The organism is Brevibacterium gallinarum (genome assembly GCF_014836885.1).
GTDB lineage: Bacteria > Actinomycetota > Actinomycetes > Actinomycetales > Brevibacteriaceae > Brevibacterium > Brevibacterium gallinarum.
The window spans coordinates 1-17,070 of sequence record NZ_JACSPY010000011.1 but is presented as its reverse complement, the minus strand read 5'-3'; the positions used below and the strand labels follow the sequence as shown (position 1 = coordinate 17,070).

General features: G+C 66.6%; 16 protein-coding genes. 11 read left to right on the top strand and 5 right to left on the bottom strand.

The window, feature by feature from the left end:
- Positions 1 to 565: LPXTG cell wall anchor domain-containing protein (locus H9634_RS10890; RefSeq protein ID WP_191726679.1), on the top strand; the 565-nt coding region annotated here is incomplete at its 5' end.
- 482 nt (positions 566 to 1,047) lie between these two features.
- Positions 1,048 to 1,671 carry an LPXTG cell wall anchor domain-containing protein gene (locus H9634_RS10885; protein ID WP_191726678.1) on the top strand — a complete coding sequence of 208 codons (624 nt, stop codon included), beginning with the start codon at positions 1,048 to 1,050 and terminating at the stop codon, positions 1,669 to 1,671.
- An 86-nt stretch (positions 1,672 to 1,757) separates the two neighbouring features.
- Here H9634_RS10885 and H9634_RS10880 read toward each other — a convergent pair whose 3' ends face one another.
- On the bottom strand, positions 1,758 to 3,134 hold the full coding sequence (locus H9634_RS10880; RefSeq protein ID WP_191726677.1) for an NAD-dependent succinate-semialdehyde dehydrogenase: 1,377 nt from the start codon (positions 3,132 to 3,134) through the stop codon (positions 1,758 to 1,760).
- Positions 3,135 to 3,305: 171 nt separating this feature from the next.
- Here H9634_RS10880 and H9634_RS10875 point away from each other — a divergent pair, with 171 nt between their 5' ends.
- Positions 3,306 to 3,671 (top strand): nuclear transport factor 2 family protein, encoded by a 366-nt coding sequence (locus tag H9634_RS10875; RefSeq protein WP_191726676.1) that lies wholly within the window; start codon positions 3,306 to 3,308, stop codon positions 3,669 to 3,671.
- Between the two features lie 102 nt (positions 3,672 to 3,773).
- On the opposite strand, the gene H9634_RS10870 is transcribed toward H9634_RS10875, so the two are convergent.
- Positions 3,774 to 4,712, bottom strand: a complete 939-nt coding sequence (locus H9634_RS10870; protein WP_191726675.1) for a 3-hydroxyacyl-CoA dehydrogenase NAD-binding domain-containing protein — start codon at positions 4,710 to 4,712, stop codon at positions 3,774 to 3,776.
- Positions 4,713 to 4,813: 101 nt separating this feature from the next.
- Between H9634_RS10870 and H9634_RS10865 the strand changes: the two genes are divergently transcribed.
- Positions 4,814 to 5,656: a hypothetical protein gene (locus tag H9634_RS10865; protein WP_191726674.1), complete on the top strand. Its 843-nt coding sequence runs from the start codon at positions 4,814 to 4,816 to the stop codon at positions 5,654 to 5,656.
- A gap of 121 nt (positions 5,657 to 5,777) precedes the next feature.
- Here H9634_RS10865 and H9634_RS10860 read toward each other — a convergent pair whose 3' ends face one another.
- Genes H9634_RS10860 through H9634_RS10850 form a run of 3 tightly spaced genes read right to left on the bottom strand, consistent with a single transcriptional unit; the run spans position 5,778 to position 9,191 of the window.
- Positions 5,778 to 7,403 carry a long-chain-fatty-acid--CoA ligase gene (locus H9634_RS10860; protein ID WP_191726673.1) on the bottom strand — a complete coding sequence of 542 codons (1,626 nt, stop codon included), beginning with the start codon at positions 7,401 to 7,403 and terminating at the stop codon, positions 5,778 to 5,780.
- Between the two features lie 53 nt (positions 7,404 to 7,456).
- Entirely contained in the window at positions 7,457 to 8,221 is a 765-nt protein-coding gene (locus tag H9634_RS10855; RefSeq protein ID WP_191726672.1) for an enoyl-CoA hydratase, read from the bottom strand.
- Positions 8,214 to 9,191, bottom strand: coding sequence for an NADPH:quinone oxidoreductase family protein (locus H9634_RS10850; RefSeq protein ID WP_191726671.1), 978 nt, complete (start codon positions 9,189 to 9,191; stop codon positions 8,214 to 8,216). Before H9634_RS10850 ends, H9634_RS10855 begins: the two co-directional genes overlap by 8 nt.
- Positions 9,192 to 9,365: 174 nt before the next feature.
- Here H9634_RS10850 and H9634_RS10845 point away from each other — a divergent pair, with 174 nt between their 5' ends.
- From H9634_RS10845 to H9634_RS10815, 7 genes are all read left to right on the top strand, one after another.
- The gene (locus H9634_RS10845) at positions 9,366 to 10,007 is read left to right on the top strand and encodes a PaaI family thioesterase (RefSeq protein WP_191726670.1); all 642 of its coding nucleotides are present in this window, start codon (positions 9,366 to 9,368) and stop codon (positions 10,005 to 10,007) included.
- A gap of 94 nt (positions 10,008 to 10,101) precedes the next feature.
- A complete protein-coding gene (locus tag H9634_RS10840; RefSeq protein ID WP_191726669.1) occupies positions 10,102 to 11,244 on the top strand; it encodes a thiolase family protein in 1,143 nt (380 codons plus the stop codon).
- 266 nt (positions 11,245 to 11,510) lie between these two features.
- Positions 11,511 to 12,047, top strand: coding sequence for a TRAP transporter small permease (locus tag H9634_RS10835; RefSeq protein ID WP_191726668.1), 537 nt, complete (start codon positions 11,511 to 11,513; stop codon positions 12,045 to 12,047).
- 8 nt (positions 12,048 to 12,055) lie between these two features.
- Positions 12,056 to 13,570, top strand: a complete 1,515-nt coding sequence (locus H9634_RS10830) for a TRAP transporter large permease (RefSeq protein WP_191726667.1) — start codon at positions 12,056 to 12,058, stop codon at positions 13,568 to 13,570.
- A gap of 128 nt (positions 13,571 to 13,698) precedes the next feature.
- Positions 13,699 to 14,988, top strand: a complete 1,290-nt coding sequence (gene dctP, locus H9634_RS10825) for a TRAP transporter substrate-binding protein DctP (RefSeq protein ID WP_318245085.1) — start codon at positions 13,699 to 13,701, stop codon at positions 14,986 to 14,988.
- Between the two features lie 106 nt (positions 14,989 to 15,094).
- Positions 15,095 to 16,396, top strand: coding sequence for a TRAP transporter substrate-binding protein (locus H9634_RS10820; RefSeq protein WP_191726665.1), 1,302 nt, complete (start codon positions 15,095 to 15,097; stop codon positions 16,394 to 16,396).
- 102 nt (positions 16,397 to 16,498) lie between these two features.
- Positions 16,499 to 17,032, top strand: coding sequence for a RelA/SpoT domain-containing protein (locus H9634_RS10815; protein ID WP_191726664.1), 534 nt, complete (start codon positions 16,499 to 16,501; stop codon positions 17,030 to 17,032).
- Positions 17,033 to 17,070 lie beyond the last annotated feature (38 nt).

Genomic DNA, 17,070 nt, shown 5'->3' with positions numbered 1-17,070 from the left:
CTTCACCGTCACCGTCAGCCGCGAGGGTGAAGAGTCGAAGACCTTCGACTTCACCGTCACGATCATCGCTGAGGACGACAGCGACGACGAAAGCATGGAGCCGAAGCTGAAGATCTCACCGCAGAAGATCAGCGTCACCGACTTCCGCAATGAGAACAAGGGCGTCGAGCTCACCGTCACGAACTGCTACCCCGGCGAGGCAGCAACGTTCATCATCGAACATGAGAACGGCGAACTGAGCTACGAAGTCGACGCCGACACCAACGACGACGGCACCGCCGTCATCGAGCACATCCACGGTACGGGCAACGCTCCGGACTCTGCGTACACCGGCACTTACTCCGTCACTGTCATCTGCGGCGACGGCGAGAGCGACGGAACCTTCTCCGTCCATGCCGATGACGACAGCAAGGGCGGCGGTGACTCCGACAAGGGCCGTGACCGCGACCGCAACGAGCTGCCGCGCACCGGTTCGGACCTGACCGCGCTCTACGGCGCCGCCAGCCTGCTGGCCGTCGGAGCTGCCGCCATGGTGGTCGGCCGACGCAAGAGCACCAAGCAGTGATGACTGACAGCTGAGAAGCTGACAATCTGTGGCCCGCTGGGGATTCTCCCGGCGGGCCACAGCCATGTCCGCGCACAGTCACGACCGCACAGCCGACAGCTTGGATGCAACGTCCGCCGGAACCCACCCGCCATCCGCAAATGCGGGTCACAAAACGGCCAGAACATGTCGGTTCGACGTCGATCACCAGTGCATTTGTGTCGGTTCGGTCGGCATACGTCACAACTCACGCATGAGCCTTTTGCTTATATAATTGCTCAGCTTTCGCTCAGAGTGCATTCATTAATCACACATTTCCTGGAAGGAAAAGGCCATGAATCGCACTCTCATTCGCTGCTTGGTCGCCACCACTGCAGCGGCAGCGCTCGTCAGCGCCAGCTCGTTTCTCGGAGCTGCGGGAGCATACGCCAATCCCAGCGCTGGAGACGCAACTGGGATCGAAACCTCGAGCACTGAAACACCGGCTGTCCCCGAGTCCCCCCATGGCAGAAGCGCCTGCTGAGACCGCCACGCCGGCAGCAGACGAGGCGGAGAGGAAAGACGGAGACACAGACCCGGCGGTATCCGACCCGCAGGTGACCCTCTCCGCAGCGAAGGCCACCGACATCACCCTGACGGACAAGAACTCCGGCATCCGGGTCATGGTCACCGGCATCAAGCAGGACGCCACCGTCACCGACAGCCTGCTGAACAAGACGCACACCTCAACCGGCGACTCTCTGTCCTACATCATGTACTCGCCTAAGAGCCCCAGCGCCTTCAGCATCGGCGACACCGTCACCGTCACCTTCACCCAAGGCGATAAGACCGTCACCCGGACCAAGACCATCGAGGTCATCGAAACCCGAGACGGCGACGGAGATGACACCGGTGCGCCCGGTGGGGATGCGCACAAGGATGAGAAGGCGGCCGATAAGAAGAACAGCGGCTCGAAGACGGACCGTTCGCAGGCGGACACGTCGAAGGCTGACGGTTCGCACACGCAAGGGGCAGGTGCGGGGCTGCCGCGCACCGGCGTCGAACTGACCGCGCTGCTTGCTGCTGCAGGACTGCTGGCCGTCGGCACCGCAGTCGTCGCCTTCACCCGGCGGACGAAGAAGCAGTGAAAGCTGAGCCGGCACGCTGATCGCACGCGGCAAAAAAGGAGATGGCCCGCCGGGCGAACCCGGCGGGCCATCGTCATGCCCTGTGATCAGCTGTTCTTGTAGTACAGCTGCTTGTTGCAGAACTCGTCCATCGCCAGCGGGCCGAGCTCACGGCCGACGCCGGAGCGCTTCACACCGCCGAAGGGCAGGTACTCCCGGGACTGCTCGGGTCCGTTGACGAAGACCATGCCAGCCTGCAGCTGCCCGGCGACCTTCTCCGCCCGGCTCATATCCGAGCTGAACACGGCCGAACCGAGACCGAACGGGGTGTCGTTGGCCAGCTCGACGGCCTCCTCGTCGGAGGAGACGCGGAAGATCATGAACGCCGGGCCGAAGAGCTCCTCGTAGTAGCCGCGCTTGCCCTTCTGCACATCGGTGAGCACGACCGGCTCGACGAAGGCGCCCTCTCCCTCATAGGCCTTGCCACCGGCCAGCAGGGTCGCGCCGTCGGAGACCGTCGCCTCGACCTGCTCCATGAACCGCTCCTGCGCTGCCTTCGACGACAGCGGGCTCAGCCGCGAGTCCTCTGCCAGCGGGTCAGCCGGGGTGAACTTCTTGGCTGATTCCGTGATCTTCTCGACGAACTCGTCGTAGATGTCGTCCATGACGATCATGCGCTTGGGCGAGTTGCAGGCCTGGCCGGTGTTGCCCATCCGCGCCTGGAACAGCGTCTTGGCGGTCGCGGCGACGTCAGCGGAGTCGAGCACGACGTAGGGGTCGGAGCCGCCGAGTTCGAGCACGACCTTCTTGAGGTTCTTGCCCGCCTCGGCGGCCACGGCCGAGCCGGCCCGCTCGGAGCCGGTCAGGGACACTCCCTGGTTGCGCGGATCCGGCAGGATGATGTCAGCGACCTGCTCGTTGGTGGCGTAGACGTTGATGTAGGCGTCAGCAGGCAGGCCGGCTTCGGCGAAGATCTCCTCCATCACCTGTGCCGAGCGCGGGCACTGCGGGGCGTGCTTGAGGATGATCGTGTTGCCCAGCGCCAGGTTCGGTGCGGCGAAGCGGGCGACCTGGTAGTACGGGAAGTTCCACGGCATGATGCCCAGCAGCGAGCCGACCGGCTTGCGCAGCAGGTAGGCCTCGCCGTCCTTGGGCCCCTTGAGCTTCTCCTCGGAGATGAACTCGGCGGCGTTGTCGGCGAAGTACTGGTAGATCATGCTCGACAGCGCGACCTCGCCCTTGCCCTCCGGGACAGCCTTGCCCATCTCGAGCTTGATGATCTCAGCAAGCTCCTCGGCGCGATCCGAGTAGATCTTGGCGACCTTCGACAGGATTGCGGTGCGCTCCTCCACCGGGGTGGTGGACCAGGTGGCGTAGGCGTTGTGCGAGCGGGCGAGCGCATCGGTGATCTGCTCATCGGTGGCGGTCGGGAACTCTTCGACGACCTCACCGGTGGCGGGATTGACGACTGCATACTGCGACATCTGTGATTCCTTTCGGTCGACCTTCGCAGACCGCTTACCCTCGGCTGCGACGGTGCAGGCCGGCCTGTGCGCCGGCGGTTGATGCCCACGCTAGTCGCCGCTGGGCCTCCTGTTCAACCGGCGTAGACTGGCGTTGAGACCTGCCCGTGCCACCTGCTGAGAGGACCGATCGTGACCGTTGAGAAGCACAGCATCGAAGAGCTCGCCGCCCGCTACTACGCCACCGTCGACTCCGGTGATGCCGATGCGACCTCGGCGCTGTTCGCCGCCGACGCCAGCTACGACCGGCCGGGCTACCCGACGATGGTCGGGCAGGCGATCACTGACTTCTACCACGGTGAGCGGATCATCGTCGCAGGCCAGCACACCGTCACCGAGGTGCTCGTTTCCGGTCAGCAGGCTGCTGTGCAGGGATCATTCGCCGGCACGCTCAAGGACGGTTCGGAGGCCAGCGAGCGCTTCGCCGACTTCCTCACCTTCGACGACGCCGGGCTCATCACCAACCGGACGACGTACTTCTACCGCGCGGCAGTCTGAGTCAGGCCGCGCAGGCCCTGCGGATCTGAGCCTGCCGCACCGAGTTCACTCCGCGGGCTGGTGCTCACTCCTCCGGCTGGTGCTCACTCTGCAGGCTCGGCCTCACTCTTCGGGTTCGTCGTCCCAGTCGTCGGCGGCTTCGGGCCCGTCGCCGGATTCGACTTCGGCGCGCAGGCGCAGGATACCCTCCTGCATGCGGTCGCGTTCGGCGGTGAGCACCTCCGCTGACGGGTAGGCCTGCTCGACCTGTTCGAAGACCGGCTCCATGCCGTCAGCCGACATGTCCGGTTCGGTCACGTCGATCTGTGCGAAGGACGGGCCGATGTGCTCCATGAACCCGCGGAACCCGGCTTCTCCCCCGCCGAGGTGCAGCCCGCCGAACAGCCCGACGGCAGCCCAGCGCATGCCCAGCGAGTTCTTCAGCACCGTGTCGACATCGTCGGCGCTGGCGATACCGGCTTCGACGATGTGGGTGGCTTCGCGCAGCAGGGCGTTCTGCAGCCGGTTGCCGACGAAGCCGGGGGCTTCCTTCTCGAGCACGACCGGCACGCGGCCGACACTCACGAGGAAGTCGCGGAGGGCAGCCACCACCTCGGGCGCGGTGCGCTCACCGGGGACGACCTCGACCAGGGGCATGACGTGCGGCGGGTTGTACGGGTGGCTGACAAGGATGCGGGCGGCGGCCTCATCGGACAGGCGCGCGGCGATCTTCGTCGGCAGCAGCGCTGAGGACGAGGAGGCGAGCACGCAGCCAGGCGGGGCGGCGTCGACGAGGTCAGCGAACATCTGGATCTTCGCTTCGAGGTTCTCCGGCCCGGACTCCTGGACCAGGTCAGCACCGTTGACCGCCTCAGTCAGGCACTGGCAGACCTCGATTGGCGCCTCGGTCTCGGCGGCCAGCCTTTCGGCGACCTTGTCGAGGTCCGGGCGGGGATCGAACAGGCGCACGCGGTGTCCGTGGGAGGCGAACAGCCGGGCCCAGGACAGGCCGATCGTGCCGACGCCGATGATGACGGTAGTCAGCGGGGTCTCGGTGAGCATATGGGCAAACGTACACCGCCGCCTGCCACATTTCGACCCCGCCCGGCTCGCGGACAGGCCCGTGCCCTGGCGGTAGTGCGCTGGCGTGGAATAATGAGGCCATGAGCAACGAGAACATCATCGCCGGAGCCGAGGAACAGCTCGCCCAGGCACAGGAGTCAGCCGGTGTCGTTATGCGCTGCCTGCACACCGCCGCTGAGGCGGCCGAGGCCTCGCTGCTGCTCGATGAAGTGTGGAACGTCGGCAAGGCCGGCACCACCCAGCTCGAGCCCGGGCTCATCGTTGCGCTGGCTCACTCGGGCAACTATGTCGCCGGTGCCTTCGACGCTGAGGACGACTCGCTCATCGGCGTGACGATCGGCTTCTTCGGTCAGCCGCTGGGCAAGATGATGCACTCGCACATCGCCGGTGTGCGCCACGAGCAGGTGGGACGCGGCACCGGTGCGGCGATGAAGCTACACCAGCGGCTGTGGTGCCTCAACCACGGGATCAAGCAGATGACGTGGACGTTCGATCCGCTCATCGCCCGCAACGCCTACTTCAACTTCAGCCGGCTCGGCGTCAACGCGCTCGACTACTACGAGGACTTCTACGGTCAGATGCGCGACGGCGTCAACGAGGGTCAGGCCTCCGACCGGATGCTCGTGTCGTGGCGGCTCGACCTGCCCGAGCGGCCGCCGCTGCCAGAGGTGCTGGAGGATGCCGAGCCGGTCTTCGCCCTCGACACCGTCGACGGTGAGCCGCGGCTGAGCGATGTGCCGCGTGAGTGCGAGGTCGTCGGCGTGCGGATCCCCAGCGATATCGAATCGCTGCGCGGTGTCGACCCGGAGCTGGCCACCCGCTGGCGGATGGCGCTGCGCGACACCTTCACCGGCCTGATGGAAGACGGCTGGGAGATCGTCACCTGCCGCCGCGACGGGGTGTACCTGCTCACCCACCCGTAAGACACCCGCACAGAAGGAGCCATCCTTCCCATGCCGGGACCGGTACGGGACGGATGGCTCCTCTGTGTGTGCTGTCAGTTGACGGCGCTGTCAGGTATCGGTGCTGCAGCAGTGGGTGCTGTCAGTCCTGCTGCTGGTGCTGGCTGCGCAGCAGCTTCTTATCGAGCTTGCCCACTGAGGTGCGCGGCAGCTCCTCGCAGAAGACGACGTCATCGGGCAGCTGCCACTTGGCGAAGCGGTCGGCGAGCACATCGAGGATGCTGTCCTTCGTCACACCGTCCTCGCGGGCGACGACATAGGCCACCGGGCGCTCATCCCACTTGGGGTCGGGCACCGCGATGACTGCGGCCTCGGCGACCTGCGGGTGATCGAGCAGTGCATTCTCCATGTCGATCGAGGAGATCCACTCACCACCGGACTTGATGACGTCCTTGAGCCGGTCGGTGAGCTTGAGGTAGCCCTGCTCGGTCAGCAGGCCGGCGTCGCCGGAGCGCCACCAGCCGTCCATGAACCTCTCAGCGCTGTCATCGAGGTTGTGGTAGCTGCTCGTGATCCACGGTCCACGGAATAGCACCTCGCCCTGCTCACCGGCCGGCACCTCGGCGCCGGCCGGGTCGACGATCTTGACGTCGACGCCGCTGACCGGCAGACCCTGGTAGCGCTGCAGATCCCACACCTCATCCTCGCTGAGCTCCAGGCCGGGCTTGAGATGCCAGTTGACGGTCACCAGCGGCGTCGTCTCGGTCGCACCGTAGGCGTGGATGACCTTGACGCCGGTGAGCTCGGTCAGCCCCTTGAGCAGCGCAAGCGGCGGTTCACTGGCACCGGAGACCACCCGGGTGCGGGAGAGATCCGGCGGAGTGTCGAGGGCCTTGAAGTGCTCGAACAGCGGAGTCAGCAGGGCCGGTGCGGCATTGGCGACGGTGACGCCGAAACGGGTGAACCCCTCAGCCACCGGGGTGATGTCCGTGGCGGCGAAGCGGCCCGGCAGCACGACACCGGCGCCGGCGGCCAGCGCCGCCTGCGGGAAGCCCCAGGAGATGACGTGGAACATCGGCGTGATCGGCATGACGACGTCGGTGTAGTCGACCTGGAGGCCGGCCAGTAAGGCCATCGTGTGCAGGTACATGCCGCGGTGGGAGTAGAACACTCCCTTGGGCTTGCCGGTCGTGCCGGTGGTGTAGCCGGCATAGGCGGCGGTGTTCTCGTCGATGACCTGCCAGTCGTAGTCGGTCGGCTTGCAGGCGATGAGCTCCTCATAGGAGTACACGTTCTCCAGGCTCGTCTCGATCTCACTCAGCGGCTTGTCGGTGAGCACCACCCAGCCCTTGACGTAGGTCGAGGGAGCGAAGGCCTCGGCCAGCGGCAGCAGCGATTCGTCGACGAAGACCCAGTCGGTCTGCGAATGGTTGACGACATAGGCGAGGTCGGGGACCGCCAGGCGCAGATTCATCTGCAGCATCGTCGCGGCCACGCACGGCACGCCGAAGTACAGCTCGAAGTGGCGGCGGGAGTTCCAGTCCATCACGCCGACGGTGCTGCCGGCACCGATCCCGAGCTCATCGAGGGCGTGGGCGAGCTGGCTGATGCGGGCGTACTCTTCGCCGTAGTCGGACTGGTGCCACTGCCCAGCGAGATCGCGGTAGGTCACCGGTGCATCGGAGAACGTCCGGTTGGCATGTCGGAGGAAGGTGGTGAGGTTGAGCTGGTAGTCATCGCCCATGGTCGAGCGGTTGCCGGTCAGCATGAAGGTATGCCTTTCATGTCATGCGAGCGGTGCGAGTGCAGCGGCTGAGAGGTTCAGGCGCCGCGGAACGTCGGAGTGCGCTTGGCGAGGAACGCCGTGACGCCTTCGGCGGCATCGGCGGAGTCCTTGAGCATGTCCTGGCCGGTCGCTTCGCGGTTCAGGGCGGCGTCGAGTTCGTGCAGGGTTGCCTGGTTGATCGCCCATTCGGTCTCGCCGAGTGCCAGGGTGGGCCCGGCGGCGAGCTGGGAGGCGACTTCCTGTGCCCGGGTGAGGTACGCCTCGGGCGCGGTGACCTCGGTGGCCAGGCCCCAGTCGTAGGCCTGGGCGGCGTGGACCTTCTCGCCGGTCAGGGCCATCCGCAGGGCGCGGTGGCGACCGGCCGAGGCGGCGACGAGTGCGGTCGAGCCGCCGTCGGGCATGAGCCCGATGCGGGTGAAGGCGAGCATGAGGTAGGACTTCTCGCTCATGATGACGTAGTCGCAGATGAGCGCGAACGAGCAGCCGACACCGGCCGCCGGGCCGGAGACGGCGGCGACGGTGGGTACGCGCAGGTCGCGGATCTTGCCGATCGCCTCGTTGATGACGTCGAGGCCGACACCCTTGAGCTCGCCGTCGGTCATCGCCGAGACGTCGGCACCGGAGCAGAAGGCGCGTGCGTCACCGGTGAGGATGACGGCCCGGGCCTCCTCCGCGGCGCGGTCGAGGGCTTCGTTCAGCGCGATGACGGTGTCGCGGGTGAGTGCGTTGAGCGCCTGCGGGCGGTTGAACCGGATCGTCATGACGCCGGCGTCGAGAGTGACGTCGAGCTCCTCAGCCATTGGTGTCCTCCTGGATGTCGAGAATGACTTTGCCGATCACCGAGCGGTTCTCGAGTTCGGCGATCGCCGCTGCGGCCTGGTCGAGGCTGAAGCGGGCGTGGATGTGGGGGTTGAGCTGCCCGTCTGCGAGGTATTCGCGCAGGTGGGCCCACTGCTTCTGGGCCATGAGCGGGTCGGACGGCAGGGCGGCACCCCAGCCGACGCCGGCGACGGAGATGTTATTCAGCAGCAGCCGGTTGACCTTGACTTCGGGGATGGAGCCTGCGGTGAAGCCGAGGACGAGCAGCGTGCCGAAGGTCGTCAGGCACCGCAGCGAGTCGGTGAAGCGGTCGCCGCCGACCGGGTCGACGACGAGGTCGACGCCGCGCGGGGCGATGGCCTTGACGGCGTCTTTGAAGCCGTCGGCGCGCACGACGTGCTGGGCGCCGAGCTCGGTGACCATCGCAGCCTTCTCGTCACTGGAGACCACGGCGATGACCTCAGCGCCCATCGCCAGGGCGATCTGCACGCAGGCCGAGCCGAGGCCGCCGGCGGCACCGTGGATGAGGACGCGCTGGCCGGGCTGCAGATTGCCGCGGGTGCGCAGGGCGAAGTCGGCGGTCAGCACGTTCATCGGCATCCCGGCCGCGGCTTCCAGGGTGACCTCGTCTGGCAGGGGCAGGACCATCGCCTCGGGCGCGGTGGCGAACTGGGCGAAGGCCCCGCTCGGGATGATCGCAGCAACCCGGTCACCGGGTGCGAAGCGGGAGGAACGGGACTCGACGACGGTGCCGGCGAGTTCGGAGCCGAGGATGAAGGGCGGTTCATGCTTGGTCTGGTACTGCCCGTAGGTCTGGAGCAGCTCGGGGAAGGTGACCCCGGCGCAGGCGACCTCGATGAGAACTTCGCCCTCGGCCGGAGATGGTGCGGGTGCGTCCTGCAGCTCGACTGCACCCGGGCCGTTGAGGCGGGTGACGTGGATGGCCTTCATACTCTCCCTTTTCGCCGTGAGATTGTGCCGGCAGGGCGTGTGCGCCCTTGCCACGGTCGATGCCGGCGGATAGATTGAATCCGGTATCGAACGATTGTTCAGCAGACTACTGGCTTGATCTGTCTCACACAAGAAGCATCGAAGAGGCGAGACGCGAAGCCTGCGAGGAGTGAGATGAACCGTCACAATCAGTCCCAGGTCACCCCCTATATCGCCCACACGGCGGAGCTGACCCGCGAGCTCATCGACGCGCTCGTGGCCACCGACGACGAGGCGGCTCTGGCTGCGCGGGTCGGGGAGCTGGCCGGGCAGCTGCAGGCACTCGCCGCCGATCCGTCGCAGGCGGCGCCGGCACGCGGGGTCCGGGATTCCTATCTGCCCAACGACCGCAGCCCGGTGACCTCGCTGCGCAATCCGATCGCCCCGCCGATGGAGCTCAGCTACGCCGACGGCCGCGCCGAGGGCACCGTGACGCTCAGCGCACCCTATGAGGGCCCGCCCACCCGCGCGCACGGCGGGGTGGTGGCGATGCTGCTCGATCACGTGATGGGCGCTGCTGCCAACACCGATGCCCCGCCGCCGGCGCTGACCCGGATGCTGTCGATCGACTACTTCGACGGCACTCCGCTCGGCACCGAGGTCACCGTCGTCGCCTGGGTCGACCGCATCGAGGGCCGCAAGAAGCACCTGGTCGGCGAGATCCGGCACGACGGGAAGGTCTGTGCGCGCTCGACCGGGCTGTGGATCGACCTGCCGGCCGAGGTGTACGAGAAGGCCTTCGCCGAGGCGGGACTCGCCCCGGAATCATTCGCCTGATACCCCGAGTGTGACCCCAGTCGCAGAGGCCGGTGAGCGGCTGGCTACAGTTGAGCTCGGTCACACTCACTGCACCGCTGACGAAGGAATCCACATGAACGACGCAGTCATCGTCGCCGCCCGCCGCACCCCGACCGGTAAGCGCGAGGGCGTGCTCTCCGGCATCCACCCCGCTGACCTCTCCGCGCTTGTCATTGAGGACCTCGTGACGACCACCGGCATCGACCCGGTCGTCATTGACGATGTCATCTGGGGCAATGTCACCCAGGCCGGCGAGCAGACCGGTGACATCGCCCGCACCGCAGCGCTGTCGGCCGGCCTGCCGGAGTCGGTGCCCGGCGTCACGGTCGACCGCCAGTGCGGCTCGTCCCAGCAGTCGGTGCACTTCGCCGCCGCCGGGCTCATGGCCGGTCACTACGATGTCGTCATCGCCGGTGGCGTCGAGTCGATGTCGCGCAATCCGATGGGCTCCTCGCTCATGGGCAAGAGCCCCTACGGCGAGCGCTTCCTCGCCCGCTACGACGGTGTGTTCCCCAACCAGGGGATCGGCGCGGAGATGATCGCCGAGCAGTGGGGCTTCGGCCGCACGCAGCTCGATGAATTCGCGATCGAATCCCACGAGCGGGCAGCGGCGGCCACCGACGCTGGGGCCTTCGAGTCCCAGATCGTGCCGGTCGAGACTGAGCACGGCATGATCACCGCCGATGAGGGCATCCGCCGCGGCGGCACCGTCGAGGGCCTGTCCAAGCTCAAGACCGTCTTCCGCGCAGACGGCGTCATCACCGCCGGCAACGCCTCCCAGATCTCCGACGGCTCAGCAGCCCTGCTCATGATGACCTCCCAGAAGGCCCGCGAGCTCGGACTCAAGCCGATCGCCCGCGTGCACACTGCGGTGCTGGCCGGCACCGACCCGGTCATCATGCTCACCGGCCCGATCCCGGCGACCCAGAAGGTGCTCAAGCGCTCGGGCCTGTCGATGTCGGACATCGGCGTCTTCGAAGTCAACGAGGCCTTCGCCTCGGTGCCGCTGGCCTGGGCCAAGGACCTCGAGGCCGACACGACGCTCATGAACCCCAACGGCGGGGCGATCGCGCTGGGCCACCCGCTCGGCGGCTCGGGCGCGCGCCTCATGACGACGATGGTCCACCACATGGCCAACCAGGGCATCAGGTACGGCCTGCAGACGATGTGCGAAGGCGGCGGCCAGGCCAACGCCACCATCCTCGAACTCCTCTGACACCGCCCGTGAGGCGCAGCCGGCATCCCAGCCGCCGCCTCGGGAACGGGATCTTCACCGGCACGGCCGGGGCAGCGCGACTGCCCCGGCCGTCGCCGTCTCATCGAGCCGGCGGCGGCCATCTGTCTCGACTGTGTCTCAGGTCATAGAAAGTTCTTGAAAACTGGCTGAACAATCATTAACTTGATACTAACGTCAACTTCAGCTGACGCCGTGGCGCCCGCACCAGCGGGCGGCGAACCGTGATACGAACCGAGGTGACACTGGTGTCCAGGCTCAACGCGCTGCTCGACAGATCCCTGTCGATCCTCACCGCGATCGCCGTCGTGCTCATGATGGCCCACATCGTCATCCACGCACTCTCGCGGTTCCTCTTCAACGCCCCGATCTTCGGCACCAACGAGATCGTCGCCTTCTGGTACCTGCCCTTCGTCGCCCTGCTCGGCATCCCGGCCGCACAGCTGCAGAAGGAGCACATCACCGTCTCCCTCCTGTCAGACCGGCTCGCCCCGCTGCCGCAGGCGATCATGAAGATCTTCGGCTACGCCCTCGGCGCGCTTGTCAGCGTCGGGTTCGCGTGGTTCGGGCTGCAGGAGGCGCTCAAGCGCATGGACATGGGCGCGACCGCCGGGGTCACCGACATCACCGCCTGGCCGGTGTACTTCCTCGTCCCGGTCGTGTTCGTCATGCTCACCGCACTGTTCGTCGTCGACATCGTCATCACCGCCCGCACCCGCAATCCCGAGGTCAATCCGCTCACCGGTGAGACGGCCGAACGGGACATCGAAGAGACCATCATCTGAGGCAGGCCATGACCATCTCCCCCACGCAGCTGCTGCCCGCCGACAAGAAGGCCGAGGTCCGCGCCGCCCAGGCAGCCCGCACCGGCCGCGGCAGCTGGCTGACACTCGGCATCGGCCTGGCGCTCTTCGCCGGCTGCCTCGCCGGGCTGTTCACCAGCCCCACCCCGCAGATCGCCGGCATGTGGTGCATCGCGATGATGCTCATCCTGCTCTTCCTCGCTGTGCCTGCTGCGATCGCACTCGCGGTGCCCAGCCTCATCGGCGTCTACGCGCTCTCCGGCATCCCGGCCACCGTCAACATCCTCTCGACCTCGCCGTTCCATTCGGTCTCGCAGTGGTCGTACTCGGTGCTGCCGATGTTCATCTTCATGGGCATGCTGCTGACCCAGTCGGGGCTGACGTCGAAGATCTACCGGGCTGCCGATCACTGGTTCTCGTGGCTGCCCGGCGGCATCGGCATCGGCACGACCGCCGCCGGTGCGGGCCTGTCCTCGGTGTCCGGCTCGACGATCGGCATGACGTATGCGCTCGGCCGCGCCGGCATCCCGGAGATGCTGCGTGCCGGCTATGACCGGCGGGTGGCCGTGGGCACCGTCATCGTCGCGGGCCTGCCCGGCAACCTCATCCCGCCGTCGATCCTGCTCGTCGTCTATGCCGGCATCGCCTCGGTGCCGGTCGGCCCGCAGCTCATCGCCGGCACCCTGCCGGGAATCCTGCTGGCGGTCACCTTCGCGATCTTCATCTTCGTCCTCGGCCTCTTCGCCCCGGCTCTCGTGGGCAAGGGCAGGGATACCGGCGCCGAGGCGGTGGCCTCGACCTGGCGGGACCGGTTCCGTTCCCTTGGTGACATCTGGGGCTTCCCGCTCATCCTCATCGTGCTCTTCGGCGGCATGTTCTCCGGCGCCTTCACCCCGACCGAGGCCGGTGCGGCCGCCGCGTTCGCAGCCCTGCTGCTGTGCCTGCTCTACACCCGCCGCGACAAGCCGCTGACCCGTGTGGGCCAGGCGGCGATCTCGACGGTGAGCGCAACAGCTGCGATCTTCTTCATCATGATCGGCGCGGAGATGCTGACGAAGCTGCTGGCCATCACCGGCCTGGCGCCGATGATCACCGGATTCATCACCGACCTCGGGCTGTCGCGGATCAGCTTCCTGCTCGTGCTCGTCGTCATCTACCTCATCATGGGCATGTTCTTCGACACCCTGTCGATGATGCTGCTGACGATCCCGATCCTGCTGCCGACCCTCGACGCGATGGACGTCTCGGCGCTGTGGTTCGGCGTGTTCGTCGTGCTGCTCGGCGAGCTCGGCATGATCACCCCGCCGGTGGGCATCCTGTCCTACATCGTCCACAACATCGCCAAGGCCCCCGAGGTCAACCTCGGGCACACCATCACACTCAAGGACGTGTTCACCGCCCTGCTGTGGTTCCTGCCGATCGCCGTGCTGTTCCTCGCCCTCATGATCCTGTTCCCGGAGATGGCGACCTGGCTGCCGACCCAGATGAACCCTGCCGGCGGATGACGATGACCACCAAACGCACCCATTCGGTCTGCTGCCACCCGGTGCCAGACCCCGACCCACACCGCCGGCGGCGCTGCCGGCACAGCCTGCCGGGGCTTGACCCGGCGCAGCAAGAGAAGGAGACTCTCGTGACAACCCACCTGACGAAGACGCGGCGGGCGCAGACCACCGGTGCCCTGGCTGCCGGCGCCGCACTCACACTGACCCTCAGCGCCTGCGCCGGCAGCGCCGGCGGGGGCGGCGGAGGCGAAGGCGGCGGCGACGGCTTCGAGTACGGCGCCGACCAGTCCGAAGTCGATGAGCTCATCAAGGACCTCGACCCGGTCACCATCAAGTACCAGCCCTCGTCGGCCAGCGCGCAGTCGGTCATGGCCCCGACAGGCACCGTGTTCAAGGAGATCGTCGAGGAGCGCTCCGGCGGCAAGATCACCGTCGACATCGTGTGGGGTCAGGCAATCGCCTCCTACGCCGAGGTGCATGACGCCCTGGCCGACGGCCGCGTCGACATGGCCTACACGCTGCCGGGCTACTTCCCCGATGAGTTCCCGGTCATCGATGCGATCGGCACTGCGATGGCCGACCAGCCGGCCTCGCCGTTCGCCGGCGAGCTCGTGACCAACGCCGTCGGCAGCGACATCGCCTGGCAGATCCCGGAGGCGCTCGAGGAATACGAGTCCAAGGGCCTCGTCCCGCTGACCCCCTTCGCCGCCTCGGGCGGGTACTACAACGTGTGCGCAGAGCCGACTTCGTCAGCCGATGACTGGAAGGGACGCCAGATCCGCATCGCCTCGCAGGCACAGGCGGCACAGGTGACGAAGCTCGGCGGCTCACCGGTCTCGCTGCCATACCCGGAGACCTATGAGGCGCTGCAGCGCGGCACCGTCGACTGCACGCTCGGCCAGCTCGTGCCCTCAGCCGAGTCCGGCATCTTCGATGTCGCCCCGAACCTCGGCTACACCACCGACCACTCCTTCTCGCGCACCGCCGGCGCCTACCTGGCCGGCCAGAAGTTCAAGGAGCTGCCGCTGGCCTACCAGCAGATCATCTTCGACTCCAATGCGCTGGCCACCTCCGGCGGCATGAAGGCCGTCATCGACGGCAACGCCGATGCCATCAGCCAGGCGAAGGCAGCCGGCGGTGAGGTCAAGCCGTTCGACGATGACGTGCAGGAGACCGTCGGCGAGTACTCCCAGGAGCTCATCAAGCAGGCCGTCAGCGACGGCAAGCTGAGCCAGGAGAACATCGACGCGATCGCCGAGGCGACCAAGCGCCAGCAGCGCGCGGTCGAGGACCTCGGCTACGTCGACGACGGTGAGACCGGCGACTTCGACGAGTGGTACAACACGGACACCGACTACACCGACTTCGCCAAGCACAACTACGAGAACGGCAAGGCGATGGAGCACCGCCCGAGCTGACCGGCCAGCCGCCTGGGCGGCTGAACAGCTGAGCGGCACCCACGCGCAGCGGTATGTGAGGACTCTCATAGGCCGCTGCGCGTGCGCTGTCCATAGGATGAATGGCATGACACGACTGCCTGCCTCCGGATCATCACCCCGCCCGGCACTCACCCGCCGCCTGCTCGCCACCGCAGCGACCGCCTCGGCGACGGTGCTGCTGGCCGGATGCGCAGGATCGGCCGGCGGCCCGTCGACGAACGGGGCAGGCGCCGGCAGCGGCTTCGACTACGGTGCCGCGCAGGCCGACGTCGATGCGGCCCTGGCCGACCTGGACCCGGTGACGATCACCTACCAGCCGACGGCTGCCAGCGAGAAGTCCGTCATGGCTCCCGGCGGCACGGTGCTGGCTGAGGAGATCGAGAAGCGCTCGGGCGGCAAGATCAGTGTCGACATCGTGTGGGGTCAGGCGATCGCCGGCTACACCGAAGTCCACGATGCGCTCGCCGACGGGCGCGTCGATCTGGCCTTCACGCTGCCGGCCTACGACCCGGCCGAGTTCCCCGTCTTCGATGCGATGAGCACCTCGCTTGCGGTGCTGCCGACCTCGCCGTATGCCGGTGAGCTCGTCGCCAATGCCGCCGGCGCCGAGGTGGCGTGGGGCTCCGATGCGCTGGTCGAGGAGTTCGAGGCGCAGGGGCTGAGCCCGCTCATCCCGCTCATCGCCTCCGGCGGCTACTACACGATCTGCACCGACCCGCTGGAGACTGCTGAGGACTTCGACGGCCGGCAGATCCGGATCGGGTCCTCAGCCCAGTCCGAGCAGATCCAGAACCTCGGTGCGACTCCGGTGTCGCTGCCGTTCCCGGAGACCTATGAGGCGCTGCAGCGCAACACCATCGACTGCGACCTCGGCCAGCTCATCCCGGCCGCCGAATCCGGGATGTTCGACGTCGCCAAGCACATCGCCTACCCGACCGAGCACAGCTTCTCCCGCTCCCCTGGGGCGTATATGGCAGGCAAGACCTACCGCGAGCTGCCGCTTGCCTACCAGCAGGTCATCTACGATGCGATGATCGCCGCGTTCGACGGGCAGATGCAGGTCTCCGTCGGCGGCAATGCCGTGGCAGTCGGGGCGGTCAAGCACGCCGGCGGGACCATCACCGAGTTCCCCTCCGAGGTGCAGAAGGAACTCGGTGAGCAGACGCAGAAGATGAGCCGCGAAGCCGGTGAGCAGGCCGGGCAGGACAGCCTGGCCGATGACATGAGCGCTGCCGGTGAGAAGTGGAGCACGCGGATCGAGGAGCTCGGCTTCACCGACGGCGGCGGGGTCGAGGACCTCGATGAGTGGTACGACGACGGCACCGACTACCGGAAGTTCGGCACCGCCGTGTTCGAGGAGGTCTTCACCGAGCACCGGCCGGGGTGAGGCGTTTCGTCCACATGAGCGAGAGCGAGAATCGGACGATCAGCAGTCTGAGCTAGGCGGCGGACACGCCCAACGTCCGTGCCTCGTCTTAGGCTGACAGGCATGAACACAGGAACTTCTCCACCTCCTTCGAGGTCTGCTCTTCGCAAAGCTGGCTCGATCATGCGCAAGTACATGCGCGGTGAAGCGACCTTGGCAGAATTCCAGGGAGCGATCAGGACGATGCAAGCTCATCGATCCCGCTTCAACCGGCCGATGGTCGATCTGAACACCGAGCTGAGAAGCCTCGCGTCTCAGCTCAGCATCGAAGCCAGCGTGACTCAACGGCTCAAGAGAGAAGCAACAATCGTGGAGAAGCTGTGCATCCGAGAGCCCGGGCTAGATTTCTCAAGAATGCAGGATATTGGCGGTCTACGGGTTGTCGTCGATTCGTTAGCAGAGCTGATCCGGTTCGACACCGCACTCTGCGACCGCTGGTCCGATCGGATCGTGGACCGACGAGACTATGTTTCTCACCCCAGAGAATCCGGTTATCGTGCGATCCATGTCGTGGTCTCAGAATCAGGCCTTCACCTGGAGGTACAGCTGAGATCTAGATGTACTTCCTCGGGAGGTTGTGATCGGGATTTGAGGTGAAAGAAGACCTCCGATATCGAAGTGGGTAACCACACTCA